At 57.1% G+C, this 21,965-nt stretch carries 16 protein-coding genes, 1 tRNA gene and 1 pseudogene; 10 read left to right on the top strand and 8 right to left on the bottom strand.

All coding sequences use genetic code 11. From position 1 onward, the window contains the following. From PMI29_RS28460 to PMI29_RS28495, 9 genes and pseudogenes are all read left to right on the top strand, one after another. A pseudogene (locus PMI29_RS28460) lies at positions 1-339 on the top strand (citrate-proton symporter); the annotation flags it as partial. Positions 340-783: 444 nt separating this feature from the next. After that, positions 784-2,199 carry a tyrosine-type recombinase/integrase gene (locus PMI29_RS28465; protein WP_007993414.1) on the top strand — a complete coding sequence of 472 codons (1,416 nt, stop codon included), beginning with the start codon at positions 784-786 and terminating at the stop codon, positions 2,197-2,199. 98 nt (positions 2,200-2,297) lie between these two features. Then, complete coding sequence (locus tag PMI29_RS28470) at positions 2,298-3,329, top strand: hypothetical protein (protein ID WP_007993413.1); 1,032 nt, start codon at positions 2,298-2,300, stop codon at positions 3,327-3,329. Between the two features lie 117 nt (positions 3,330-3,446). Next, positions 3,447-3,653: an AlpA family transcriptional regulator gene (locus PMI29_RS28475; RefSeq protein ID WP_007993412.1), complete on the top strand. Its 207-nt coding sequence runs from the start codon at positions 3,447-3,449 to the stop codon at positions 3,651-3,653. Further along, on the top strand, positions 3,653-3,946 hold the full coding sequence (locus PMI29_RS28480; RefSeq protein WP_007993411.1) for a hypothetical protein: 294 nt from the start codon (positions 3,653-3,655) through the stop codon (positions 3,944-3,946). The genes PMI29_RS28475 and PMI29_RS28480 overlap by 1 nt, the downstream gene beginning before the upstream one ends. Continuing rightward, on the top strand, positions 3,934-4,806 hold the full coding sequence (locus PMI29_RS28485; protein WP_007993410.1) for a toprim domain-containing protein: 873 nt from the start codon (positions 3,934-3,936) through the stop codon (positions 4,804-4,806). The genes PMI29_RS28480 and PMI29_RS28485 overlap by 13 nt, the downstream gene beginning before the upstream one ends. Continuing rightward, entirely contained in the window at positions 4,803-6,635 is a 1,833-nt protein-coding gene (locus PMI29_RS28490) for a DUF927 domain-containing protein (RefSeq protein WP_007993409.1), read from the top strand. The genes PMI29_RS28485 and PMI29_RS28490 overlap by 4 nt, the downstream gene beginning before the upstream one ends. Before the next feature lie 268 nt (positions 6,636-6,903). Next, positions 6,904-7,233 carry a hypothetical protein gene (locus PMI29_RS30690; RefSeq protein ID WP_238541625.1) on the top strand — a complete coding sequence of 110 codons (330 nt, stop codon included), beginning with the start codon at positions 6,904-6,906 and terminating at the stop codon, positions 7,231-7,233. Positions 7,234-7,855: 622 nt separating this feature from the next. Beyond that, a complete protein-coding gene (locus tag PMI29_RS28495) occupies positions 7,856-9,535 on the top strand; it encodes an arylsulfatase (protein ID WP_007993406.1) in 1,680 nt (559 codons plus the stop codon). A gap of 253 nt (positions 9,536-9,788) precedes the next feature. On the opposite strand, the gene PMI29_RS28500 is transcribed toward PMI29_RS28495, so the two are convergent. After that, entirely contained in the window at positions 9,789-10,652 is an 864-nt protein-coding gene (locus PMI29_RS28500) for a hypothetical protein (protein WP_007993405.1), read from the bottom strand. 400 nt (positions 10,653-11,052) lie between these two features. Between PMI29_RS28500 and PMI29_RS0129760 the strand changes: the two genes are divergently transcribed. Then, positions 11,053-11,508, top strand: coding sequence for a hypothetical protein (locus PMI29_RS0129760; RefSeq protein ID WP_007993404.1), 456 nt, complete (start codon positions 11,053-11,055; stop codon positions 11,506-11,508). A 178-nt stretch (positions 11,509-11,686) separates the two neighbouring features. Here the strand turns inward: PMI29_RS0129760 and PMI29_RS28505 are convergent, their stop codons facing one another. The 7 genes from PMI29_RS28505 to pheT all read right to left on the bottom strand — a co-directional run bounded on the left by PMI29_RS28505 (position 11,687) and on the right by pheT (position 21,965). Beyond that, entirely contained in the window at positions 11,687-14,887 is a 3,201-nt protein-coding gene (locus PMI29_RS28505) for a type I restriction endonuclease subunit R (protein ID WP_007993403.1), read from the bottom strand. After that, complete coding sequence (locus PMI29_RS28510; protein WP_007993402.1) at positions 14,887-16,308, bottom strand: restriction endonuclease subunit S; 1,422 nt, start codon at positions 16,306-16,308, stop codon at positions 14,887-14,889. The genes PMI29_RS28505 and PMI29_RS28510 overlap by 1 nt, the downstream gene beginning before the upstream one ends. Further along, positions 16,305-18,284 carry a type I restriction-modification system subunit M gene (locus PMI29_RS28515; protein WP_007993401.1) on the bottom strand — a complete coding sequence of 660 codons (1,980 nt, stop codon included), beginning with the start codon at positions 18,282-18,284 and terminating at the stop codon, positions 16,305-16,307. The genes PMI29_RS28510 and PMI29_RS28515 overlap by 4 nt, the downstream gene beginning before the upstream one ends. A 493-nt stretch (positions 18,285-18,777) precedes the next feature. After that, positions 18,778-18,854 (bottom strand) — tRNA-Pro (locus tag PMI29_RS28520). An 89-nt stretch (positions 18,855-18,943) separates the two neighbouring features. Then, positions 18,944-19,300: a MerR family transcriptional regulator gene (locus tag PMI29_RS28525; RefSeq protein ID WP_003179985.1), complete on the bottom strand. Its 357-nt coding sequence runs from the start codon at positions 19,298-19,300 to the stop codon at positions 18,944-18,946. Next, positions 19,281-19,583 (bottom strand): integration host factor subunit alpha, encoded by a 303-nt coding sequence (gene ihfA / locus PMI29_RS28530; protein WP_002553164.1) that lies wholly within the window; start codon positions 19,581-19,583, stop codon positions 19,281-19,283. Before ihfA ends, PMI29_RS28525 begins: the two co-directional genes overlap by 20 nt. 3 nt (positions 19,584-19,586) lie before the next feature. After that, entirely contained in the window at positions 19,587-21,965 is a 2,379-nt protein-coding gene (pheT, locus tag PMI29_RS28535) for a phenylalanine--tRNA ligase subunit beta (protein WP_007993398.1), read from the bottom strand.

Raw genomic sequence — 21,965 nt, 5'->3', positions numbered from 1 at the left:
CCCGCCATGCACTGGCTGGCAGAGGCGGCGAGTTTCGAACGACTGCTCGCCGTTTTGCTGTACTTCTCATTCTTCTTTGGCATTTACAACGGTGCCATGGTCGCGGCACTGACCGAAGTCATGCCACAGAACGTGCGGGTAGTCGGGTTTTCACTGGCCTTCAGTTTGGCCACCGCGGTGTTTGGCGGTTTTACCCCGGCAATCTCGACGCTGCTTGTACAGGCTACGGGCGACAAGGCATCACCTGCCTACTGGCTGATGTTCGCAGCGTTGTGCGGGTTCACGGCGACGACGATTCTGTATCGTCGGCAAAAAGCTTTGGCAGTCAGAACCGTTTAGTTCCTCGATCGCCGACGCTTACCACGCGTCGATCCACGGCGGGACCGAATTAGAGTGGCATGAGGTCGATTACTGTCTTTCGTCAAGATAATACTCGGCCTAAAGACCAATCTCCTCCGAAAGAGGTGAGGATTCCACCGAGAGCCAGTGGTTTTGTAGGGGTAAAAACGCCACAAAATAAAAAGGGGTCGCGAGATAAAATCTCGCAACCCCTTGAATTATATGGTCGGGACGGAGTGATTCGAACACTCGACCCCTAGCACCCCATGCCATTATAGATCGGATTCCACTGGACGTTAATAAAACCAAATAAATCCAGAGCACCCTAGTAAATACAACGCCTTCAGGCTAATCTACCGTCCAGTATCGCCCAGAACGCAGCAATACAAGCCGGCGTTTTCGGTGGGGTAAAAGTGGGGTAAAAAATACAAAGGCAGAAGGGGCATGGCAAAAATCCAAGTCAAACAACTGGAAGCGCTTACCGCTGATGATGGCGGCCTGACTCTGCGAGAAGATGGCGGAATTGTCGGGCGCGTTCGCGCCGGGCAACGGGGCATTACTGTTCTGTTTCGTTTTGAGTTCAAGTTGAATGGCGTCAAGCGCGACCAAGCATTAGGCTCTTGGCCCAAGAAAAGCCTTGCCAGCATCCGTGCCGAGCGCGACCGCCTGCGCGTTACAGTAGGCGAAGGAATCAACCCCACCGCCGCGAAGAAAGCCGCCAAGATCGAAAAACAGGCCGCTATCGAGGCGACCATTGCCGAAGCCAAGCGCCTGACTGCCGAGAACCTGACTGTGGCCGACTTGTTCGTCGAGTGGCTAAAAGATGGCGTGGCCCGCCAAGATGACAATGCAGAACTAACCCGCAGCTTCACCAAGGACGTGCTACCCAGCATCGGCCAAAAGTCTCTGCGCGCTCTTACCGAGAAAGATATTCTCGCCATGCTGCGTGCCGTACGCGAACGTGGCGTCAATCGGTATGTAGTCAGTCTGTTTGCCGATCTGAATCAGATGCTCGCATGGGGCGAGAAGCGCAAGCCTTGGCGCGGCTTGATGATCGACGGCAACCCTGCCGACCTGGTGAAAGTCAAGAAACTTCTAGACCACGACTATCAAGAAGAACGCGACCGCATTCTGACTGTCGATGAAATCAGGGAGCTGCGCGACATATTTGAGAGCATGGAGCGTGATTATGCCGCCCTGCCCCCAGGCCAGAAATATTCCGGAGTCCGTCCGCTGGAAAGGAAAGCACAGCTTGCACTGTGGATATGCTTGGGCACCCTCTGCCGTATCGGCGAACTACTCAAGGCTGAATGGCGCCACGTCGATCTAAGCAAGGGAACGTGGTTTTTGCCTGCCATGAACACCAAGGGGCACCGAGGAGCGCGCCAGGATCACCATGTTTTTCTGTCTACCTTCGCCCTGCGCCAACTCAAAGAACTACACACCCTGACGGGCAACACGCCATACCTGTTCCCCGCCACCAACCATACCGGCCACGTAGACCTAAAGAGCATCTCCAAGCGCGTAGGCGACCGGCAAGAACAGTTCAAGAAACGCAGTAAACCTCTATCCGGCCGGCGCCATGACAATACATTGGTGCTGAGCAAGGGCACCAATGGCGACTGGACACCGCATGACCTGCGCCGCACTGGCGCGACGATGATGCAGGAGCTAGGCGTTACGTTGGATATTATCGACCGCTGCCAGAATCACCTGTTGGGTGGCTCCAAGGTTCGCCGACACTATCTGCACCATGACTACGCCAAGGAAAAAACCGAAGCATGGCGACTGCTGGGCGAACGCATCGACGCAATATTGGCCGCTGACAACGTCGTGCCAATCAACCAAAAGCACGGATAAGATTTACCGGCTGGCCTAGGGGGAGCTTCCGACAAGCAGCCCCCACCTGCGAGACCAGCCACTTTATTCAGGATGGCGACGCCCGGGGAGGCGAAGATATGAGCAAGCTGATCAAGCTTAAGGAATGGTTGACGATCGAGGATACCGCCAAGCGGCTGTCCATTAGCGCAGGGGAGACTGTGAGCGAGGCCGATGTTTTGCGCCTTGTGCTAGAAGGCCATTTAACCGTTTCTGTGTATTTTGTGAACCGTACTGTTGCTCGTCGCGGAGAAATCGTTGCGTTCGACGACACAAATTGGACACTGGTTCCACCACTATTCAACACTCCAGGAGTGCGCGTGAGCGTAGACGACCACCCTCCCACGACTACTATGCCTTGGAAATTGCAAAAGCTTTTGCGCGAGAACCCCGAATTCGAAGAGCAGGGGCTTATGCCGCTCATGACCAGCCTCGCAGCCCGCACCGGCGAAGAGCAGTACATAAATCTTGAGGAAGATATCTTTCACATAGCGAGCGGGGTTTGGGACTTACCCTTAATGGGTAACGAATACCTGAGCGTTGAGGACGCTTATCAGCAGAAAACAAAGGGGCCATCTATAACCATTCAGGGGATTAATGGTGCCTTTATATGTGACGGTGCGCATGTATACCAGCTTCAGGAACGCGATGAGGAAAATCCCGATATGGCCGGTTCGCACGCCAGCTTCAAGTGGATATCCCAGCTCATTCACGGGAACAAAAAGAGCCGCGAAGAGGCCAAAAATCTCATTCAGAAGCATAACGAAGACCGAGAGCCCGTCGTGGATGAGAGTACACAGTATTACCCAGCCGGAGGGCTGCCCGACGATAGCGTGCTGGTTGTGCGAACCGGAGCACTTCGAGAGCTTGAGGAAAAACTGCTTGCTGATGATTTTCAACCAGATAAACCACTTCACTCGAGTGAACGAAAAAGCGCTGGCCAAATAATCGCCGCACTTTCCGCAATGGCCAAGCTCGATCTGTCTACCCCCTATGCCGCAGACGAAACCCTGAGAGCAGCCGCCGCGTCCAATGGCCTTGAATTACCCAGCAGCCCTGGAACAGTGGTGAAGTTCCTTAAAGATGCCGCCGCACGAGCGGGCAAAGCCTAACCCCTATTTACCCCAATGGGGTTTTGCCAACCCCCATTAGGGCACAAGCCACGTCACAACCTGTTGAATACCGCCATAAATCCACTGAGCGCCAGCTGGCGCGAAGGAGTTATGGCAATGGCCGCAATAGCAACCACCCCACCCCGCCGCATCATGCGCCTACCGGAAGTCGTCACCATGACCGGCTACGGGCGCAGCTCCATTTACAACTTTATGGATGCTGGAACCTTCCCCAAGTGCCGCCGCATTGGCCCACGCGCTGTCGGCTGGGACAGTCTGGAGGTTGAACAGTGGATCACTGATCGCCTGGAGGTCCGCGCATAATGGACAAAAAGATGCCCACCACTAAGGGCAAGCTCGGGAATGAATCGCGCACAAATAACCCCCGCAGCCACACCCAGCTCACCCGTTTGATCACTCGGATCAAGCTGGGGCCGATAGACACCATGCGCGAGCTGAATATCTGCCGCCCAAGCGCCCGTACTTCCAAGCTGCGCGCCATTGCCCCCCCAATCAAGCCCCCAAACCTGGCCAGCCTCTACCTGCTCACCCTATCACCGACCGGTGCTGACCTAGCGTTGCTGATCTGCTTGGAGGCGGCTTTATGGATTTCGTGATCCTGTTTCGTGACGCCATGCAATCCGTGCTCGGGCCACTTGATTGGCTACCGATACCAGACGGCGCCATCCACCGATTTCACGTGCCAGGCGACAATCCAGGTACCCGGAACGGCTGGTATGTGCTGTTTCTGGATGACATCGCCTGCGGCGTGTTCGGGAGTTGGAAAGCGGGAGGCTCGCAGACCTGGAGTAGCCGCAAGCCAGCCGATCATTTGGAGGCTCAGTTAGTCGCCCTGCGCATCGAGCAGGCCCGACGTCAGCGGGAAGCTGATCAGCACCAGCGCCAGCAGGTTGCCGCCGAATATGCCAACCGACTGTGGAGCAACGCCCGCAGCGCCGATCCCGAGCACCCCTATCTAGTGGCAAAAGGGGTGCGTTCTTATGCCCTGCATCAGGCCGGTGACGTGTTGCTGGTGCCGCTGAATCGTGACGACCGGCTGGTGAACCTGCAACGCATCTACCCGAACGGCGCCAAGCGCTTCTTGCGTGGAGGCATGGTCAAGGGTTGCTGCTCACTTATCGGCACGATTCAGCCTGGACAGCCGCTCTACATCTGCGAAGGCTGGGCAACCGGCGCAACGCTCCACGCCGAAACCGGCGCCACCGTGGCCTGCGCCATGAATGCCGGCAACCTGCTGGAAGTCGGCCAGCGCCTCCAGCGCCAGCACACAGACGCCGTGTTGATCGTAGCCGGCGACGACGACCGCATGACCGAAGGCAACCCCGGGCGCACTGCTGCCAACAAGGCGGCCGCCACCTTGGGCTGCGGATTGATCTTTCCGCCCTGGTGCGGCAGTGAGCCGCTGACCCTTTCTGACTTCAACGACCTGCGCCAATGGCAGGAGGCCAATCAATGACCCTGACAGATGAAAGTAATCTGGCCTTCGATTTTTCCGAGGGAACCGGGGGAACTGAAGGACCCGCCAGAAATGACGGGGCTTCCAGCGGTTCCCTCAGCGAAAAGGCAGAGGGGGCCAAGGGAACCGCGCTGGTGCCGGAGGCCATGCACCCGGAGATCGAGCGCCCCGCCTTTCGCGTCTATGACCATCCAGTCAAGACCCTATGCGGCACCTACTCGGCAGGCGTGTGGTGGCATGGCGCCAAGGAGGAAAAGGGCAAGCCGGTAAACTATGACAAGCGCGTCTGTTCGCCGCTGCACGTCGAGGCTGTCACCTCATGCGACGGGGGCGACTTCGGGCGCCTGCTGCGTTTTCGCAATACCTTGGGCGACTGGGGCGAATGGGCCATGCCCATGCAATTGCTCAAGGGCAGTGGGGAGGATATGCGCGGCGAGTTGCTGAACATGGGGGTGGAAATCGACCCCGACGCTTTCAAGCTGCTGAACCATTACATCCAGGGCCAGCACCCCAAGCGCCAAGTCATTGCGGCCACTGCCACCGGCTGGCATTCGCCTACCCTGTTCATTATGCCTCGGCAGAACATTGGTAAGGGCGAGGCCATCTATCAGAGCGAAGCGGCGAACTTTGATGACTTCCGCCAAGCCGGCACCCTAGAGGGCTGGCAAGCCGAGATCGGCACACGCTGCGCCGGCAATCCCTTGCTGATGTTGGCTGTCTGCGCGGCCTTGGCCGGAACGTTGCTGTATCACTTACAACGCCAAGGTGGTGGCTTCCATATCGTCGGGGACAGCTCCACCGGCAAGAGCAGCGCCATTCAGGCCGCCGCCTCGGTCTGGGGCCATGGCGAACAGTTTAAGCGTACCTGGCGCGCCACCGGCAACGGCCTGGAGGGGATCGCCGCCCAGCGCAATGACACACTGCTGGCCTTGGACGAGATAGGCGAGGCCGACCCGCGTGAAATTGGCGCAGTGGTTTACTCCCTGGCCAACGGCACCGGCAAGGCCAGAGCCGGGCGTACCGGAGCCGCACGGGCGACCCGGCGTTGGCGGGTAATGGTGTTTTCGTCCGGCGAGTTGGGACTGTCCGCGCACATGGCCGAGGGCGGAAAGCGCAGCCGGGCCGGACAGGAAATCCGCCTGCTGGACATACCGGCTCGCCGCACTTTTGGTGCCTGGGATGAGTTGCACGGGCTGCCGGGTGGCCGGGAATTTTCCGACGCCATTCAGCGCGCCAGCGTGACCCATTACGGGCACATCGGCCCGGCCTTTATCCACAAGCTGCTGGAGTGCGGTGAGGCCGACGATCTGCCCGCAGTGCTCGCCAAGCTGTGCGAGTCATACCCCAGCGACAGTGGTCAGGAAAGCCGCGCGGCTGAGCGGTTTGCCATTGTCGCTATGGCGGGAGAGCTGGCCATTGAGTGGGGATTGCTGCCAGCCCCGGCTGGCGCTGCCCGTGACGCCATGCTGGTGCTGTTTGATGCTTGGCGAAACAGCCGGGGGCAAGGCCAAGGCGAGGACGCGACAATCCGAGCCAGCTTGTGCGACTTCATCTCTCGCCACGGCGATGCGCTGTTCTCTGAGCTGGGCGGGGACACCATAGTCAGAGATCGCGCCGGCTGGTGGAAAAATGAGGGGGAGCGCCGCGTCTGGCTGTTTACCCCCGAAGGGCTGCGCCGAGCGGTGCCGGGCTTCGACGTGACGCGCATCCTGGACGCCGTGGACGCTGCCGGGTGGATCACCGAGCACAACACCGGCAAGCGTGCCAAACGGGTGAAGGTGGATGGGCGCAATCCATCGCTGTATCACCTCGCCCCACTGGAGGTGTGACATGGGTCGGCTCTTGGACTTAGCCAACCGCTTGGCCGGGGTAGCAGTTCCCCCGGTTCCCTCACTGAAATTTCAGAGGGAACGGCTACAACCCGCGCCTGTACTGGAGGTTCCCCGGGTTCCCTCGGCTCCCCCAGAAAAACACAAAGTCGAGAAGCCAGCGCAACCCGGCGCGAACGACCACCCAGCTCAGGGGCCATCCAAAGTAGAGGCAAGTCGATGGCTTGTTCATGTTGCTCGCCTGCTGGAATGCTCGCCGGGATATCTGTTGGAGCGGGGTTTTCTGACTGCTGATGACCTGGCCGAGCAGTGCGGCATCCACCCATGCTTTGCCGCCCGCCTGATCCGTAGCCATCCGGCATGGTCGCCACCAGTGCCATTGGCTAATCCAACAATTGAGCAGCACGACGCAGGGGAGCCGAAGCACATCTACCACAGCGCCGCCACGGCATCGTCTGAATGGCGCGAGGCCCGTGACCAGTACCACTGCCACCTGTTCGCCTGCCACGTCTGCTTTGCGCCGGCAGACCGTTACTGTGTAACGGGTGCCGAGTTACGCCAGCGGTATAACCAGACGCCAATGGAGCCAAGACCATGACCCAGAACATCGTAATCACCCCGGCCGCTATCGCATCAAGCCAGGCACCTGCTACCCGATTTGTTCATAAAGTGTTCGGGCCGAAGCTGCCGCCACAACTGTGCGCAAAGTGAGGGGAGATGTTAGCGCAGTCGACTGGCACCGGGCAGGCCTTGGGGAAATGCAAAAGGTACTCCCAAGACCCCACCCCCATTGCGGGTAAAACGTGGCCTAATGCTGGACTACATACGACTCGGCCTGGAGTGGTGGTGGCTGTTTAGTTGTCCGGCACCAAGGCGCGCCCATCGGGCGCTTGGGCGGATCGCTGGGCCACCTTGGGCAGGGGGCGTTGATTTGCTCTTGATGTCGAAAGCATCAAGAATGTGCCTTCCCCTCTAATCGCGTTGAGTACGTTTTGACGGGCAGAGAACGGCCATAAGCGGTCATCCGCTATCTCGTCCCGCAACCCAATCAAGACCAGCAGTTCCAAAGCGTTTTAGCCTGCTGTCTGCCCCTTGACGATGGCAATCCGCTGCTATGCTTATCCACCGTTACTGATACGAAGATAGCAATCCGCCTTGAGTCAAACTTCAATCGGCAGGGTGGGCAGCTTTCAATCAGCACTAGCGGGAGGATAGCGGTCATGACTATAAAAAGCGTGCAATGCTTCACCCTGGCTGTTGCATTGTCATCCGGCGTATTCGTTGTTCCGGGGCAAGCTCAGGACAAGAAACCTAATATTCTCGTCATCATGGGAGACGACGTCGGCTGGTTCAATATCGGCGCCTATCACCGAGGCATTATGTCCGGAAAGACGCCGAGCCTCGACAAGCTGGCGTCTGAGGGCATGATGTTCACCGACTATTATGCAGAGGCGAGTTGCACTGCGGGCCGGGCAAGTTTCATCACGGGTGAAATCCCATTGCGCACAGGCCTGACGACTGTTGGCCAGGCCGGCGCTGATGTAGGTATGCCGGACAAAGCGGCTACGATCGCCGCAGCCCTCAAAACCGAGGGCTACGCCACTGGTCAGTTCGGCAAGAATCATCTCGGCGATCTGAACAAATACCTACCTACCCTGCATGGCTTCGACGAGTTTTTCGGCTACTTGTATCACCTCGACGCTATGTCTGATCCCTATTGGTATTCGTTCCCGAATGACCAGGCATACCGCGACAAAGTCGGACCGCGCAATGTGCTGCATACCTATGCGACCGATACGGACGACCCGACCGAGCAGCCGCGCTGGGGTAAGATCGGCAAGCAGAAGATCGTGGACGAGGGGCCTCTGGCGCCATACCCAGACATGTCCAATGTGCCGAACATGCACGACACAACCCCAAAGGCCAAGTACGACATGGGGACGTTCGACGAAGTGCTGGTCAAGGCTTCGTGTGACTTCATGGGCAAAGCCAAGACAGACGGCAAACCGTTCTTCGTTTGGCACAACACGACGCGTATGCACGTCTGGACATTTCTGTCGCCCAAATACCAAGCCCTCATGAATAGCAAGACCAACTATGGGCTCGAAGAAGCCGGCATGGCGCAATTGGATGACAGCGTTGGTGCCATCCTGAAATGCGTGGAGGATGCAGGCGAGGCCGACAATACCATCGTCGTTTTCACCACCGACAATGGTGCGGAAGTGTTTACCTGGCCCGATGGTGGTATGACGCCGTTCAAGGGTACCAAAGGAACAGTGATGGAGGGTGGCTTCCGTGCACCGGCGATTATCCGTTGGCCCGGCAAGATCAAGCCCGGTACGGTCGAGAACGGCATCTATTCTGCTCTGGATTGGTTCCCCACGCTCGTGGCCGCAGCCGGTAATCCCAACATCACCGACCAGTTGCTCAAAGGCGTGAAACTGGGCCAGAACACCTACAAAAACCACCTCGACGGCTACAACCAGTTGGACTTGCTGCAAGGCAAAGGCCCGTCCGCACGCCATGAATTTTTCTACTTCGGCGGTCCTCAGTTAGGTGCAATCCGCATTGATGACTTTAAGTTCCAATTCTTCCAACAACCGCAGGGTTGGCCCGGTGCAAAGGTCACAACGGACATGCCGACCATGGTCAATCTTCGGCAGGACCCCTTCGAGCGGACACCATCAATCGGCGAGCAAAGCCTTAACGACCTAGGTGGGGGATACATGAATGACTTCTTTGCCCGCGAGTTCTGGAGGTTCGTCAGTGTTCAGCAAGAAGTCGGGAAACTGGCCCTCACGGCAGTCGACTACCCCCCGATGCAGGACCCGGCTTCCTTCAACCTTGAGGCCGTGAAAAAGCAGGTTGAAGCAATGATCAAGAACAAACCGGGCAACTAGGACACAGGATCAATGCGACGGGCGGCTTTGTCAGGCCGCCCGTTTGGGCAATGGGTTAATCCAATGCAATGCTGTACATTGATTTTTGAGCTGTCTCATCAGTGCCTTCTGTTTCGATTTCTCCCGACTGCCGTAGCGGGCTGACAGCCAGCGCCGACAGGCTGCTTTGGGTCGATTTCGGTCGGTCGTGACAGGCTGAAAGCGGCCAAGAGTGGCCAGTCGATCATGCCTGTCCAACCACTATTATTTAGATCTAGCAGATATGCCGGATGACATCCTGAAGCTTTGTGTATAGACCGGAGAGCGCATCATCATTGCTGAATTGCACAAAGCTAATCCACCGTACGGTATTGAGGTCACCGTTGGGACCAAATTGCGTCAGCAATCTGAAATGCAGCAATACGCCAACAGTCTTACCGTTCCTACCCTTGTGCCAGTACTGCGCAAGCGCATTTATCTGGAGCTGAGTTTCGCCATTCATTAGCTGATCGAGATGATGGGTATCCCAGACTGGCATCACCTTATCGCGCGGATTGATTATTTTGGAAAGGTCTAGCGCGATTAGCCCTCTAGCCATGGTGCTTTGGGCGCCTTCCAGCCTCCGTGTAAGCTGCTTGTTGGCATCTTTGATCGCTGCGTTTATGGAGTGAGAGAACATCGGTCTTTTGGCTTCGACGAAGAAGGTGTGATCGTTGTGCTTAAAGCACAGATCGGCATCCGTTCCATAGATAGGCATCATCTTCGCGTAGGCGAAAAGGGCGGTGAGATAAAGCTCGAAACCGATGTTCCTTGGCCGGTTAGATGAATTGGTTACAGACTCATCGGTGGGACTGAAGGGGCCTTTCAGAAAATGACGCATTGCATGCAAGTCGGTAGGATCGCTAATTTCTGATAGACCACGATGGATCGACACCAACTCTCGTATCTCCAGCAGCACCGTGCAAACCTGCTTTGCATACTCCTGGTCTTCAAGGTCATCCCAGCGATGGACTTCGAAACGATCGGCCACTTTGGTCAGTATCTTCCGGTACTCAGCGATTCTACCGCGCTCGATGGGAAATCCTACTGACGCAACCCAGTCCACTGCAGCGTTAAAGTCAAGGGCTAACTCTTTCATTGCGTGGAGCGTTACTTGACTTTGCATATCTGACCCGGCTGGCATCCGAAAGTATGACGCAATGATAACAGTGACCGACCGATTGCCGTCTAACGTAACAGACGACCACACTAGCGGCCCTTCTCCTCCTTCAGCTTTCGGCCAAAAGCCGATGGTCGCACCCCGCTAACGTCTGCTGACTCTTCCACCTGTTAAAACTCAGACTCCGCTTCGACGACCTTAGCGGTGGCGCAGCCGACAGTGTGTGACCGGCTGGTGTCTGTGCTGGATGGAGATCAATGGCCAGATGAAAGAGGGCAATACTTGCCGGTAGTGCCCCCCCACCCCAATTGGGGGGATAAGGCGGGAGAGTGGAGGCGCCGCCGCGTATGGCCGCGGCCTGGCCAGCGGGGGTAACTCCTTGGCGTTCGAGCTGATAGAGGCAAGCGGCCTAGGCCAGGTAACCGGGCCAGAGCACATCGGCCAGAACGTCGATAAATGGCAGATGAGCTTTATGAAGAAGATCGAGGCCGAGGCTGCGCGCTTGGGCGTGACCGATTTCTCCTTCGGCCGTGCCCAGAAGCTAGTCAACATCTACTTGAAAACGGTGCTGGTCTGCGGTGGCCACCACCAACACCCGAGCGTTGCCTTGCTCCATCCTCCACTGGACTTGGAACTGTTCAAAGGGTTACGCAGTTTCCTGTCGAAGAACCGCTCCGCGATGGGTAAGGCGCGTTCAGCATTCATCGCCGCGCAAAAGCGTAATCCGCGATGGACTAAGTTCTCTGAGGCTGACTACGTGGCGCACATAGATGCCATCAAGTTGCTGATGGCCGGCAAGCCGCTCTACCAGGTCGAGGAACACTGGGAGCTCTGAGCAGGTCAGAGGCTGGGGCGAGTTATAGCCAACTTGGAGCACTCCCGAGAGGCAGCTATGGGTCGATTGCTGCCCTTTGCGACGGGCAGCAAGCGACCCGTTGCAGCCGGTGACAACGGGCAGAAATCGACAAAAAACAGATGTCGGCGCGTATTTCGTAGATGCGATTTATATGGTTTCAGACATTGCGTAAGCCGGATTCATCGAGGGCGGCTACCGATTTCAGCATCTTCAAAATCACCAAGGCAAAAGCACGGCTCTTGGTCTCGTTATCCAGCACCTCCAGCGACAGCTTCTCGTGGTCGGTCATGGCATCCAGTACGGTGTCCAGAACGCGTTTGGGGAACAAGCCATGCATCACTTGATCCACCGAGTGGTTGTTCACCTGGGCCATCACATCTTCCTGGCGGCTGATGCGCTGGGCGATGCCGGTGAGGAACTGTAGCTGGTCGTCATCGCTCACCTCGGCACCGAAGATATCGTTTAGCGCCTCGATGATTTCCGACAAGCGCTTCTTCTCCGGGTCATGGGGCATGCCGCTGCCCACATCACTGCCGGGTTTAAGGGTATATTCGCCGTGTTCCTCGTTCAGGCGTAGCTGGTGTTCGGCGCGCTTGCTCAGGCGGTAATGGCTCAGTTGCAGCTCGCCCACGTCCACGTCATCTTGTTGCAGGCGATCTACGCGCAGCAGCGGGTGCAGATGCTTGGCGTATACGCAGAGTTGCTCCAGTTCACGGTCCTCGTAAGGCACAATCTGGGAGAGGAACTCGTACAGGCGCACGAAACTCTGCAGATTCTTGCGGAACAGGTCGAGTTGATCAATCTGCTCGCCTGCCTCTTTCAGCGCGTGCTCGGCTTTTTTCAGGCCGCTAGTGTCGCCGTTAGCTTCGGCTGTGCGCTTGAAGTTCAGCGCCTGTTGGCGCGACTCCACCGAGAAGGCGTAGCGCTTGGCAAAGCGCTCCTTTGCTGGAGTGCAGTAGTAGCTGAGCTTGCTAGCAGCCGCCTTGGGGTCGAAGAAGGCCATGGCGAACGCCTCGACCTCCTGCCAGTGATAGATTCCCTCTGTATCCAACTTCTTTTGCAGGTCATAAATGATCTGCGGGTCGGTTACATCGGTCAGCTCGGCTTTGGTGTAGTACGGCAGGAAGGCGTCAAGAATGTCCTGCGGCTCATTGAAGAAGTCGAGAATGAAGGTTTCCTTGCTGTCACCGAAAGTGCGGTTCAGCCTCGACAGGGTTTGCACGCAGTCCACGCCTTGCAGCTTCTTGTCCACGTACATGGCACACAGCTTGGGCTGATCGAAACCAGTCTGATACTTGTTGGCCGCGATCATCACGTTGAAGTCTTGGGTGTCGAATGCCACTGCTAGGTCGCGGCCACTCAAGCCGGGGTTGAGCAGGCTGCTGCTTTCCGTTACTTCTTCGGGGATCACCTCATCCGGTAGCACGCTGCCGGAGAACGCTACCAGCGGGTGCACATCGTTGTAACCCATCTGCTGTACATAGGCTCTCACCGCCAACTGGTAACGCACCGCTTCTTGGCGGCTGCTGGTGACCACCATGGCCTTGGCCTGGCCATTGAGCATATTGCGAATATTGGCGCGGAAGTGCTCGACGATCACCTCAACCTTTTGACTGATGTTGTATGGATGCAAACGCACCCAGCGCGCTAGCTTGATGCGCGCCTTCTTGCTGTCCACCTCGTCGTCTTCGCCATCCGGGTGGGCGATCTTCCAGGCGGTGTTGTAGGTGGTGTAGTTGCGCAGCACGTCAAGAATAAAACCCTCCTCGATAGCCTGGCGCATGGAATACAGATGAAACGCCTCCGGCTTGTTGCTGGAACTGGCCGGCAGCGTGCGGTCGGCCGGGCGACCGAACAGCTCCAGGGTCTTGGCTTTGGGCGTGGCGGTGAAGGCGTAGTAACTGATGCGCTCATTCGGTTGACGCGCCTGTACGGCTGCGTCCAAAAACTCTTCGGCGCTGACTTCCTCGGCGTCCAACGCATCGCTGCCTAGAATCTGTTTCAGCTTGCTGGCCGACGAGCCAGTTTGCGAGGAATGCGCCTCGTCAGCGATTACCGCATAACGCCCTGTAGCCAGCTTGGGGTACTTGTCTAGAGCATCGAACAACGCAGGAAATGTCTGGATGGTGACGATGATGATGCGCGTCTGTTCAGCCAGCGCCTCAGCCAATTGTTCGGACTTGCTCTGGTTGCCAACATCACGACTGATCGGTTTGACCACACCCTGGGCGTGCTCGAACTGGTAGATGGTGTTCTGCAACTGGCTATCCAGCACCGTGCGGTCCGTGACCACTATCACCGAGTTGAACAGGCGCTGGCCGGCGGCGTCGTACAGCGAGGCCAGTTGATGCGCAGTCCAGGCAATGGAGTTGGACTTGCCCGAGCCGGCGCTGTGCTGAATCAAGTAGCGCTTACCCGGCCCTTCGGCGCGGGTGGTGCTGATCAGCGTGTTGACCACTTCCCACTGGTGGTAACGCGGGAAGATCATCGTCTCCTTGGTAACCGGTGTGCCGTCGAAGTCTTCGCTGGTTTTTTTGTCCAAATGTAGAAAGCGCCCTAGTACCTTGAGCCAGGCATCGGGCTGCATCAGGCGTTGCCACAGGTAGCTGGTGACGTATTGGCTGTCGTCGGCAGGCATTGGGTTGCCAGCGCCGCCTTCCTCGCTGCCGAGGTTGAACGGCAGGAAAAAGGTGTCCTTGCCGGCCAGCTTAGTGCTCATTGCCACCTCGTTCTGGCCCACGGCAAAGTGCACCAGTGCGCCGCGTTTGAAGGTCAGCAGTGGCTCGGGCTTGCGTGTAAGTGGGTCTTTCACGGGGCGGTCGTAGCGGTACTGGCGCTTGGCGTTTTCCACCGACTGCTTGAATTCGCTTTTCAGTTCCAGGGTGGCGGTGGGTATGCCATTGACGAACAGCACCAGGTCCAGCCGTGGGTTGTAACTTTGCCCGTTGCTACCAGCCTCACGCGCATGCGGCGAGTAAGACACCTCTGGCACCACGCGCAGGCGGTTGCAATGGTAGCGCTTCAAGGTATCCGGGTTCATGCCGTGGTCGGGCTGGAAGCTGCACAGCTCGACTTTCACCGCCGGCAGCTTGAAACCATGGCGCAGCACATCCAACGTGCCGCTCTGTTCCAGCTCCCGCACTAGCTTCTGTATCAGCACCTCTTCAGGCGCAGTCGGGTTGGCCTTGGCGAACTTGTCCCAGCGCTCCGACCAGGCATCTTTGAAGTAGCCCAGCACATCTTCGGTATACAGCGCCGTGTGGCGATCGTAGCCGCTGGTCGTGCCGACGAGCCAGCCTTGGGCGGCCAAGGCATCGATAATGTCCTGCTGAAACTGAGCTTCCTTGCTGTCTGCCATTACAGGGCCTCTAGTGCGAATTCAGGGGATGGCGCGTTTGCCGGAGGCTGCCAACTGCGCACGTCAATTTTGCCGGTGACAGCGGCGGAGATTAGGGCGGAGCGGCGTTCTTGGAGAATATTGATCAGAATATCTGCTTCATTTCTCAGAGCGTCTGATTCACTAATTAATGAATCAATGCGTAGCATAATTTGCTGTCTTTCCCGCTCTGGCGGGACAGCAATATAAATATTTTTGAACTGATCCCAATAAAGCCGCAATCGGAAATCCGTAATGCCATATGAGTTTTTACGCATCTCTTCTATAGCGCAGCCAGTTCTTAGTAGTTGCTCTACATATCTGGATATATTCATTGATATTGGGCGAGCAACAACATAGGCGGGGCTGACAAGACCGTCGACCAAAACAGCACCGAACCCACCCTGCCAGGCTCTCATCATGTTGTATACAAGATCGCCATGACGAACTCGCTTGTATTTTTCACGGTCATCAATCCGAGTAATTTTTCTATCGGACTCCTCCTCCGTGAGTTCTCTATCAGAAACGCCGTAATGGATTGAAACACGTAAAACAGGGAGCTCAGCCAATCCTTTCTCTACGGCTTCAGAGTAAACAGCTCCGATTCTAAGAACACCCCAGTGTTCCGGCACCTCGCCTAGCCACTCCACGCCGGAATCTTTCATCTGCACTGTGGGGTCGAGACCTTTGGTGACGGCGTGGGAGATCACGGCCTGGCGCTTTTCCTTAAGCAGTTCGATCAGGCGCTGCTGCTCTTCGATCAACGCGTCGATGCGGGCGGTTTCGTGGTCGAGGAAACGGGCGATTTGGGTTAGCTCGAATCGAGGGGGCCAAGCAAGTGCGCATGAGCGAACTTGCTCCATTGATATATTCAAAATCGTCGTTTCTGGAACTGCCGACTCAATTTGACAGATAAACGACTGAGAGAGGATAAAGTACTTGGTGACAGCGGCTGCGATTGGGTTTCCCGACCTGATGATTCCTACTCGCTGATTTACAGCCAACGGTAAATCAGTAGCTATAATCTGTGCGAAATTCGAGATACTGCCAGAAAGCCCAATTAGCAAGTCGTCAACCTTGGCCATGGCTTTTATTGGAACGTTATTTTCAGCTACTTTTTTTATTGAATCAAAGCTGACTCGTCCTTCTTTCAGATCTGACATCCTTGTTACAGGTATTCCATCGTCAACAAACTGTTCTGCTGGAAATGGATACCCCGACTCAATATCTGAGACTCTACCGAGACGCGTAACGGACCAGTGCGCTGGCACCTCCCCTAGCCACTCAGTCCCGGAATCTTTGTAGGCAGGGTACGTCGGAAACGTACTCGGGCTTTCCATGCCCTTGCTCTGCGGACCAACGGCTGCGCCGTTGTTCAAATTTGCCCCCGACAATTTTGTCATGCCGACAGCCCCTCGATCATCTGCTTGATGCGGTCGGTGCAGGCTTTCAGGTCGCGATCGATCTCGACCAGCGCGCGCGGCGGCTGGAACACATAGAAGTGGCGGTTAAAGGGGATCTCGAAGCCGACGATACCAATCTCGCCGTCTTGGGCGTCGGTCTTGCTTTCGTCGATCCAGGCATCTGGTACATGGGGGATAACTTCGCGCTGGAAGTAATCATACACCGCCTCGCTCATCGGCACGTTTTCGTAATCGCGCAGGCCGGAATCTGCTTCCGGCTTGCCCTTGGTCATACAGATGTCTGCCTCGGGGTCCCGCTCGCTCAGGGCATTGAGCAAGGCTTTCAGTTCCGGCGCGCTGAGGCTGACGCTGTTGGCGGTTAGGTTTTTTTTCAGCAGTTTGGTGAACTGCTCGCGGTTGCGGTGCTGCTGGCTTGCGTCCATGGCTTGCAGGGCCGCCATTAGTTGCTGCTGAGCGGCGCTGTCGAGCTTTTGCAGGGCTTTTTCTTCCAGCACCTTGCCGAGACGTTCGGCGCTGGTTTGGAAGTTCAGGCGCAGCGGGCGCTCGACGGTGATGCGCCGGTAGCCAAAGGCGTCTATGGGGAAGATTTTGCTCTGCGCGGTGTGCTCGAAGCTGCCATACAGGCGCACCAGCTCGCTGATTTGATCTTCGGTGATGTACTGGCGTTTGCTGCCCAGCGACTTGCGCATTTTGGCGTAGTACTGGCTGCCGTCGATCAACTGCACTTTACCTTGGCGTACAGCTGCCTTGTGGTTGCTGAGTATCCACACATAGGTGGCAATACCGGTGTTATAGAACATGTCCGTCGGCAACGCGACAATGGCTTCTACCAGATCGTTCTGCAGCAAGTAGCGGCGAATCTCCGACTCGCCCGAGCCCGCGCCGCCGGTAAACAACGGAGAGCCGTTGAGGATGATGCCAATGCGCGACCCGCCGTCGCGCGGGTCGCGCATCTTGCTGACCAGATGCAGAAGGAACAGTAGCGAGCCGTCGGACACCCGTGGCAAGCCTGGGCCGAAGCGACCGTCGAAACCCTTGTGGCTGTGCTCGTCGGTGATTTGCTTCTGCACCTTCTTCCATTCCACGCCGAACGGCGGGTTGCTGAGCATAAAGTCGAAGTGCTTGTTGGCCAGTTGGTCGTTGGACAGCGTATTGCCGAGCTTGATGCTAGCCACGTCCTGGCCCTTGATCAGCATGTCTGCTTTGCAGATGGCATATGACTCGGGATTCAGCTCCTGGCCGTGCAGGGAGACGCTGACCTTTTCGCTGATGGACTGGATGTACTCATCACCTTCGGACAGAAAGCCACCCGTACCCGCCGTTGGGTCATAGATGGTAACGATGCTGTTGGGTGCGAGCTTGTGGTCCTGATCGGTGATCACCAGCGAGGTGGTGAGGTGCACGATGTCGCGCGGGGTGAAGTGCTCCCCTGCAGTTTCATTGGAGCTTTCCGCGAACTTGCGGATCAGCTCTTCGAAAATGATGCCCATGCCGAAGTTACTGATGCGTTCGGGGCTCAGGTCGGTGGCAGCAAACCGTTGCACAACCTGATAGAGCAGGTTAGCGCTGGCCAGCTGCTGAACAAAATCTTCAAAGTGGAAGTGCTCGAATATCTCGCGGGCGTCTTTGCTGAAGGCCTGCACATAGCTCATCAGGTCGGCCGGGGTCTGGGTATCTGACAGAGTGCCGAGTGTCAGCGACGAGGCGTTGAAGAACTGCAGGCCACCAGCTGCACGCAGCATATACATTTCACGTACGGTGTCTGGGCGGCCTTCCTGTGCGTAGAACTCGCGAATCACGGCATCCTTGGTCGGCGCCAGCACACACTCCATGCGCCGCAGCAGAGTGAATGGCAAGATGATGCGACCGTACTGAGACTGCTTGAAGTCACCGCGTAGCAGATCGGCAATCGACCAGAGAAAAGCGGCCGTCTGGGAATGATTTTCCGTATTCACGCAACAACTCCTTGGAGTAGGGGCAAAAGCGCAAGTCTAACACCCGAGGGTCGATCAGGAGCAGCCGCTGAGTGGGGGCCGCTATTGGCGGATTTATGCACAGGCAAGGGGCAGGTCGATTTGTGCCGGTCACGATCGATACTGAGCAGCCCGAGCTGACGATCAAGGTCGCCTACGAAACTAGGGGCGATTCACTGGTGCTGCTTGACAGAGGCCCTAGGGAGGGGGCGGGGCAAAAGTCTGGAGCCTTCGCTTCAAAGACCGTTCCGGAAAACTTTCTCGCATTAATTCGTAGAATTTTTGTCCATACAAGATATTTTGCCTACGCAGCAAGTCGGCGGTCTCGCTGGCTGAACTAGCAAGGAATCAATTAGACACCCACCCGCTGTACGTTCTGCTGGCGGGGCAATTTTTCAGTGGGGTAAAAGGTGGGGTAAATTCATAAATGAAAAAGGCCTGCGCTTTCGCTACAGACCTAAGTCATTGAAAAATATGGTCGGGACGGAGTGATTCGAACACTCGACCCCTAGCACCCCATGCTAGTGCGCTACCGGACTGCGCTACGCCCCGACTAGGCGTGAAACCTGTTCCTCATCTCGAGGAACGATCAAGAATATATCGCAAGCTTTTGAAAACTGGAAGTATTTAAAAGCAGGAATTTATTTCTTGAGTACCACCAGAACATCTTCGAGCTCGGCGATCATCTGGCGGATCATTTGCTTGTATTGGGTGGTGTCGTCTTTGGCTTCATCGCCGGACAAGCGCAGGCGCGCTCCGCCGATGGTGAACCCCTGATCGTAAAGAAGTGCGCGGATCTGCCGGATCATCAGCACGTCTTGGCGCTGATAATACCGGCGGTTTCCGCGGCGTTTGACAGGGTTGAGTTGAGGAAACTCCTGCTCCCAGTAGCGCAGCACGTGTGGTTTTACCGCACACAGCTCGCTGACTTCACCAATGGTGAAGTAGCGTTTGCCCGGGATGACGGGGAGCTCGTCGTTATGACTTGGTTCCAGCATAAGCCTCAACTCGGGCCTTCAACTTCTGCCCTGGACGAAAGGTGACCACACGGCGAGCCGTGATCGGGATTTCTTCCCCCGTTTTCGGATTGCGGCCAGGCCGCTGGCGTTTGTCCCGAAGGTCGAAATTGCCGAAACCGGACAATTTGACTTGTTCGTTGTCTTCAAGAGCGTGCCTGATTTCTTCAAAAAACAGTTCGACCAATTCCTTGGCCTCCCGTTTGTTCAGGCCCAGCTCTTCATACAGACGTTCCGCCATCTCAGCTTTCGTCAGAGCCCCCATACGTCACTTCCTTAACGTGGCGTTCAACCTTTGTTCGAGCGAGGTGAGGATGTTTTGCGTTGCGGTATTCACCTCATCGTCATTAAGAGTGCGCGATGGATGCTGCCAGGTCAAGCCGACTGCGAGGCTTTTTCTATCAGGATCAATGCCTTTACCCTGATACACGTCAAATAGCCTGAGGTCTGTCAGCCATTCGCCTGCATTTTCACGGATTACATCCAGTACAGCCGTGGCTGCAACGTCTTTGTGTGCAATCAGTGCAAGGTCACGACGCACTTCAGGAAAGCGCGATAACTCGTGGAATTTTGGCATTTTGCCCGACGCGACTTCCGCCAGAACCAGTTCGAAGACGAAGACCGGACGGTCGAGACCGAGGGTTTTCGACAATTCAGGATGGATAGCGCCGATGAAACCGACCAGACGACCGTCACGCTCGATGCGCGCAGTTTGACCCGGGTGCAACGCTGGGTGCTTGCCCGGCACGAAAGTGAACGCATCCAGGGCACCGGCAAAACCCAGCACCGCTTCGACGTCGGCTTTGACGTCGAAGAAGTCGACGGTATCGCGACCCTGCGCCCAGCCTTCCGGCAAACGACTACCGCAAACGACACCCGCCAACATCGGCTCTTGCTTCAACCCCTCAAGCTGGCCAACGAAACGCAGGCCGCTTTCGAACAGGCGCACGCGATCTTGCTGACGGTTCAGGTTGTGCTGAAGCGCCTTGACCAGACCCGGCCACAAGGACGAACGCATGGCGGCCATGTCATTGGAGATCGGATTGGCGAGCAGCAACGGCTCTGCACCCGGATTAAACAGTTCGAACTGTTTCGGATCGATGAAGCTGTAGGTAATTGCTTCCTGATATCCACGGGCAACCAGCAGGCGGCGCAGCTCAGGCAGATCGCTACGGGCTTCTGCCTTGGCTTGCGGCGCCAGACGCGCTTGCGGATAACGAACCGGCAAACGGTTGTAGCCGTACAGGCGAGCAAGCTCTTCGATCAGGTCGACTTCCAGGCTGATATCGAAGCGATGGCTTGGCACTTCTACACGCCACTGCCCTGCCCCGTCGGCAGTAATGGTCAGGCCCAAGGCATTGAGCAGGCGCTCCACTTCAGCCGAATCCATTTCCATACCCAGCATCTGGGTAATGCGCTGGGCACGCAGGGTGATCGGAGCAATTTTCGGCAGGTGCTGTTCGCTGACGGTCTCGATGATCGGACCCGCTTCACCACCGGTGATTTCCAGCAGCAAGCCAGTCGCGCGCTCCATGGCTTCACGGGCCAGCTGCCAATCCACACCACGTTCATAGCGATGGGATGCATCGGTGTGCAGGCCATAGGAACGGGCCTTGCCCGCTACGGCGATCTGGTCGAAGAAGGCGCTTTCAAGGAACACATCACGTGTGGTCGCGGAAACACCGCTGTGCTCGCCACCCATGACACCGGCAATTGCCAGCGCGCGGGAATGGTCGGCAATCACCAGCGTATCGCTACGCAGGCTGACTTCCTGACCGTCGAGCAGCACCAGCTTCTCGCCGTCTTCGGCCATGCGCACACGGATGCCGCCGTTGATTTCGGCGAGATCGAAGGCGTGCAACGGCTGACCCAGCTCCAGCATCACGTAGTTGGTGATGTCGACGGCAGCGTCGATGCTGCGCACTTCTGCACGACGCAGACGCTCCACCATCCACAGCGGAGTAGGCCTGGACAGGTCGACGTTACGAATCACACGACCCAGATAACGTGGGCACGCGGCCGGCGCCAGTACTTCTACCGAACGCACTTCGTCGTGGGCGGCAGGAACCGAAGCCACTACCGGACGGGTGACCGGAGCGGCATACAGCGCGCCGACTTCACGAGCCAGACCGGCCAGGGACAGGCAGTCACCACGGTTCGGGGTCAGGTCGACCTCGATGCTGGCGTCTTCCAGATCCAGATAAACGCGGAAATCTTCGCCCACTGGCGCATCGGCCGGCAGCTCCATCAGACCGTCATTACCTTCACCGATCTGCAATTCGGATTGCGAGCACAGCATGCCGTTGGACTCAACGCCACGCAGTTTGGCCTTCTTGATCTTGAAGTCACCCGGCAGCTCGGCGCCGATCATGGCGAAAGGAATCTTCAGGCCCGGGCGCACGTTTGGCGCACCGCAAACAACCTGGAAGGTTTCCGAACCGTTGCTGACCTGGCACACGCGCAGCTTGTCGGCGTCCGGGTGCTGCTCGGTGCTCAGCACCTCGCCAACCACCACGCCACTGAAAACACCGGCGGCCGGCGTAACGCTATCGACCTCAAGACCGGCCATCGACAGACGAGCAACCAGCTCGTCGCGACTTACCTGCGGGCTAACCCAGCCACGCAGCCATTGTTCACTGAATTTCAT

The sequence above is a fragment of the Pseudomonas sp. GM49 genome, from assembly GCF_000282355.1.
Taxonomy (GTDB): Bacteria; Pseudomonadota; Gammaproteobacteria; order Pseudomonadales; family Pseudomonadaceae; genus Aquipseudomonas.
Note: the sequence above shows the minus strand (reverse complement) of the source record. Positions and strands in the feature narration are given on the sequence as shown.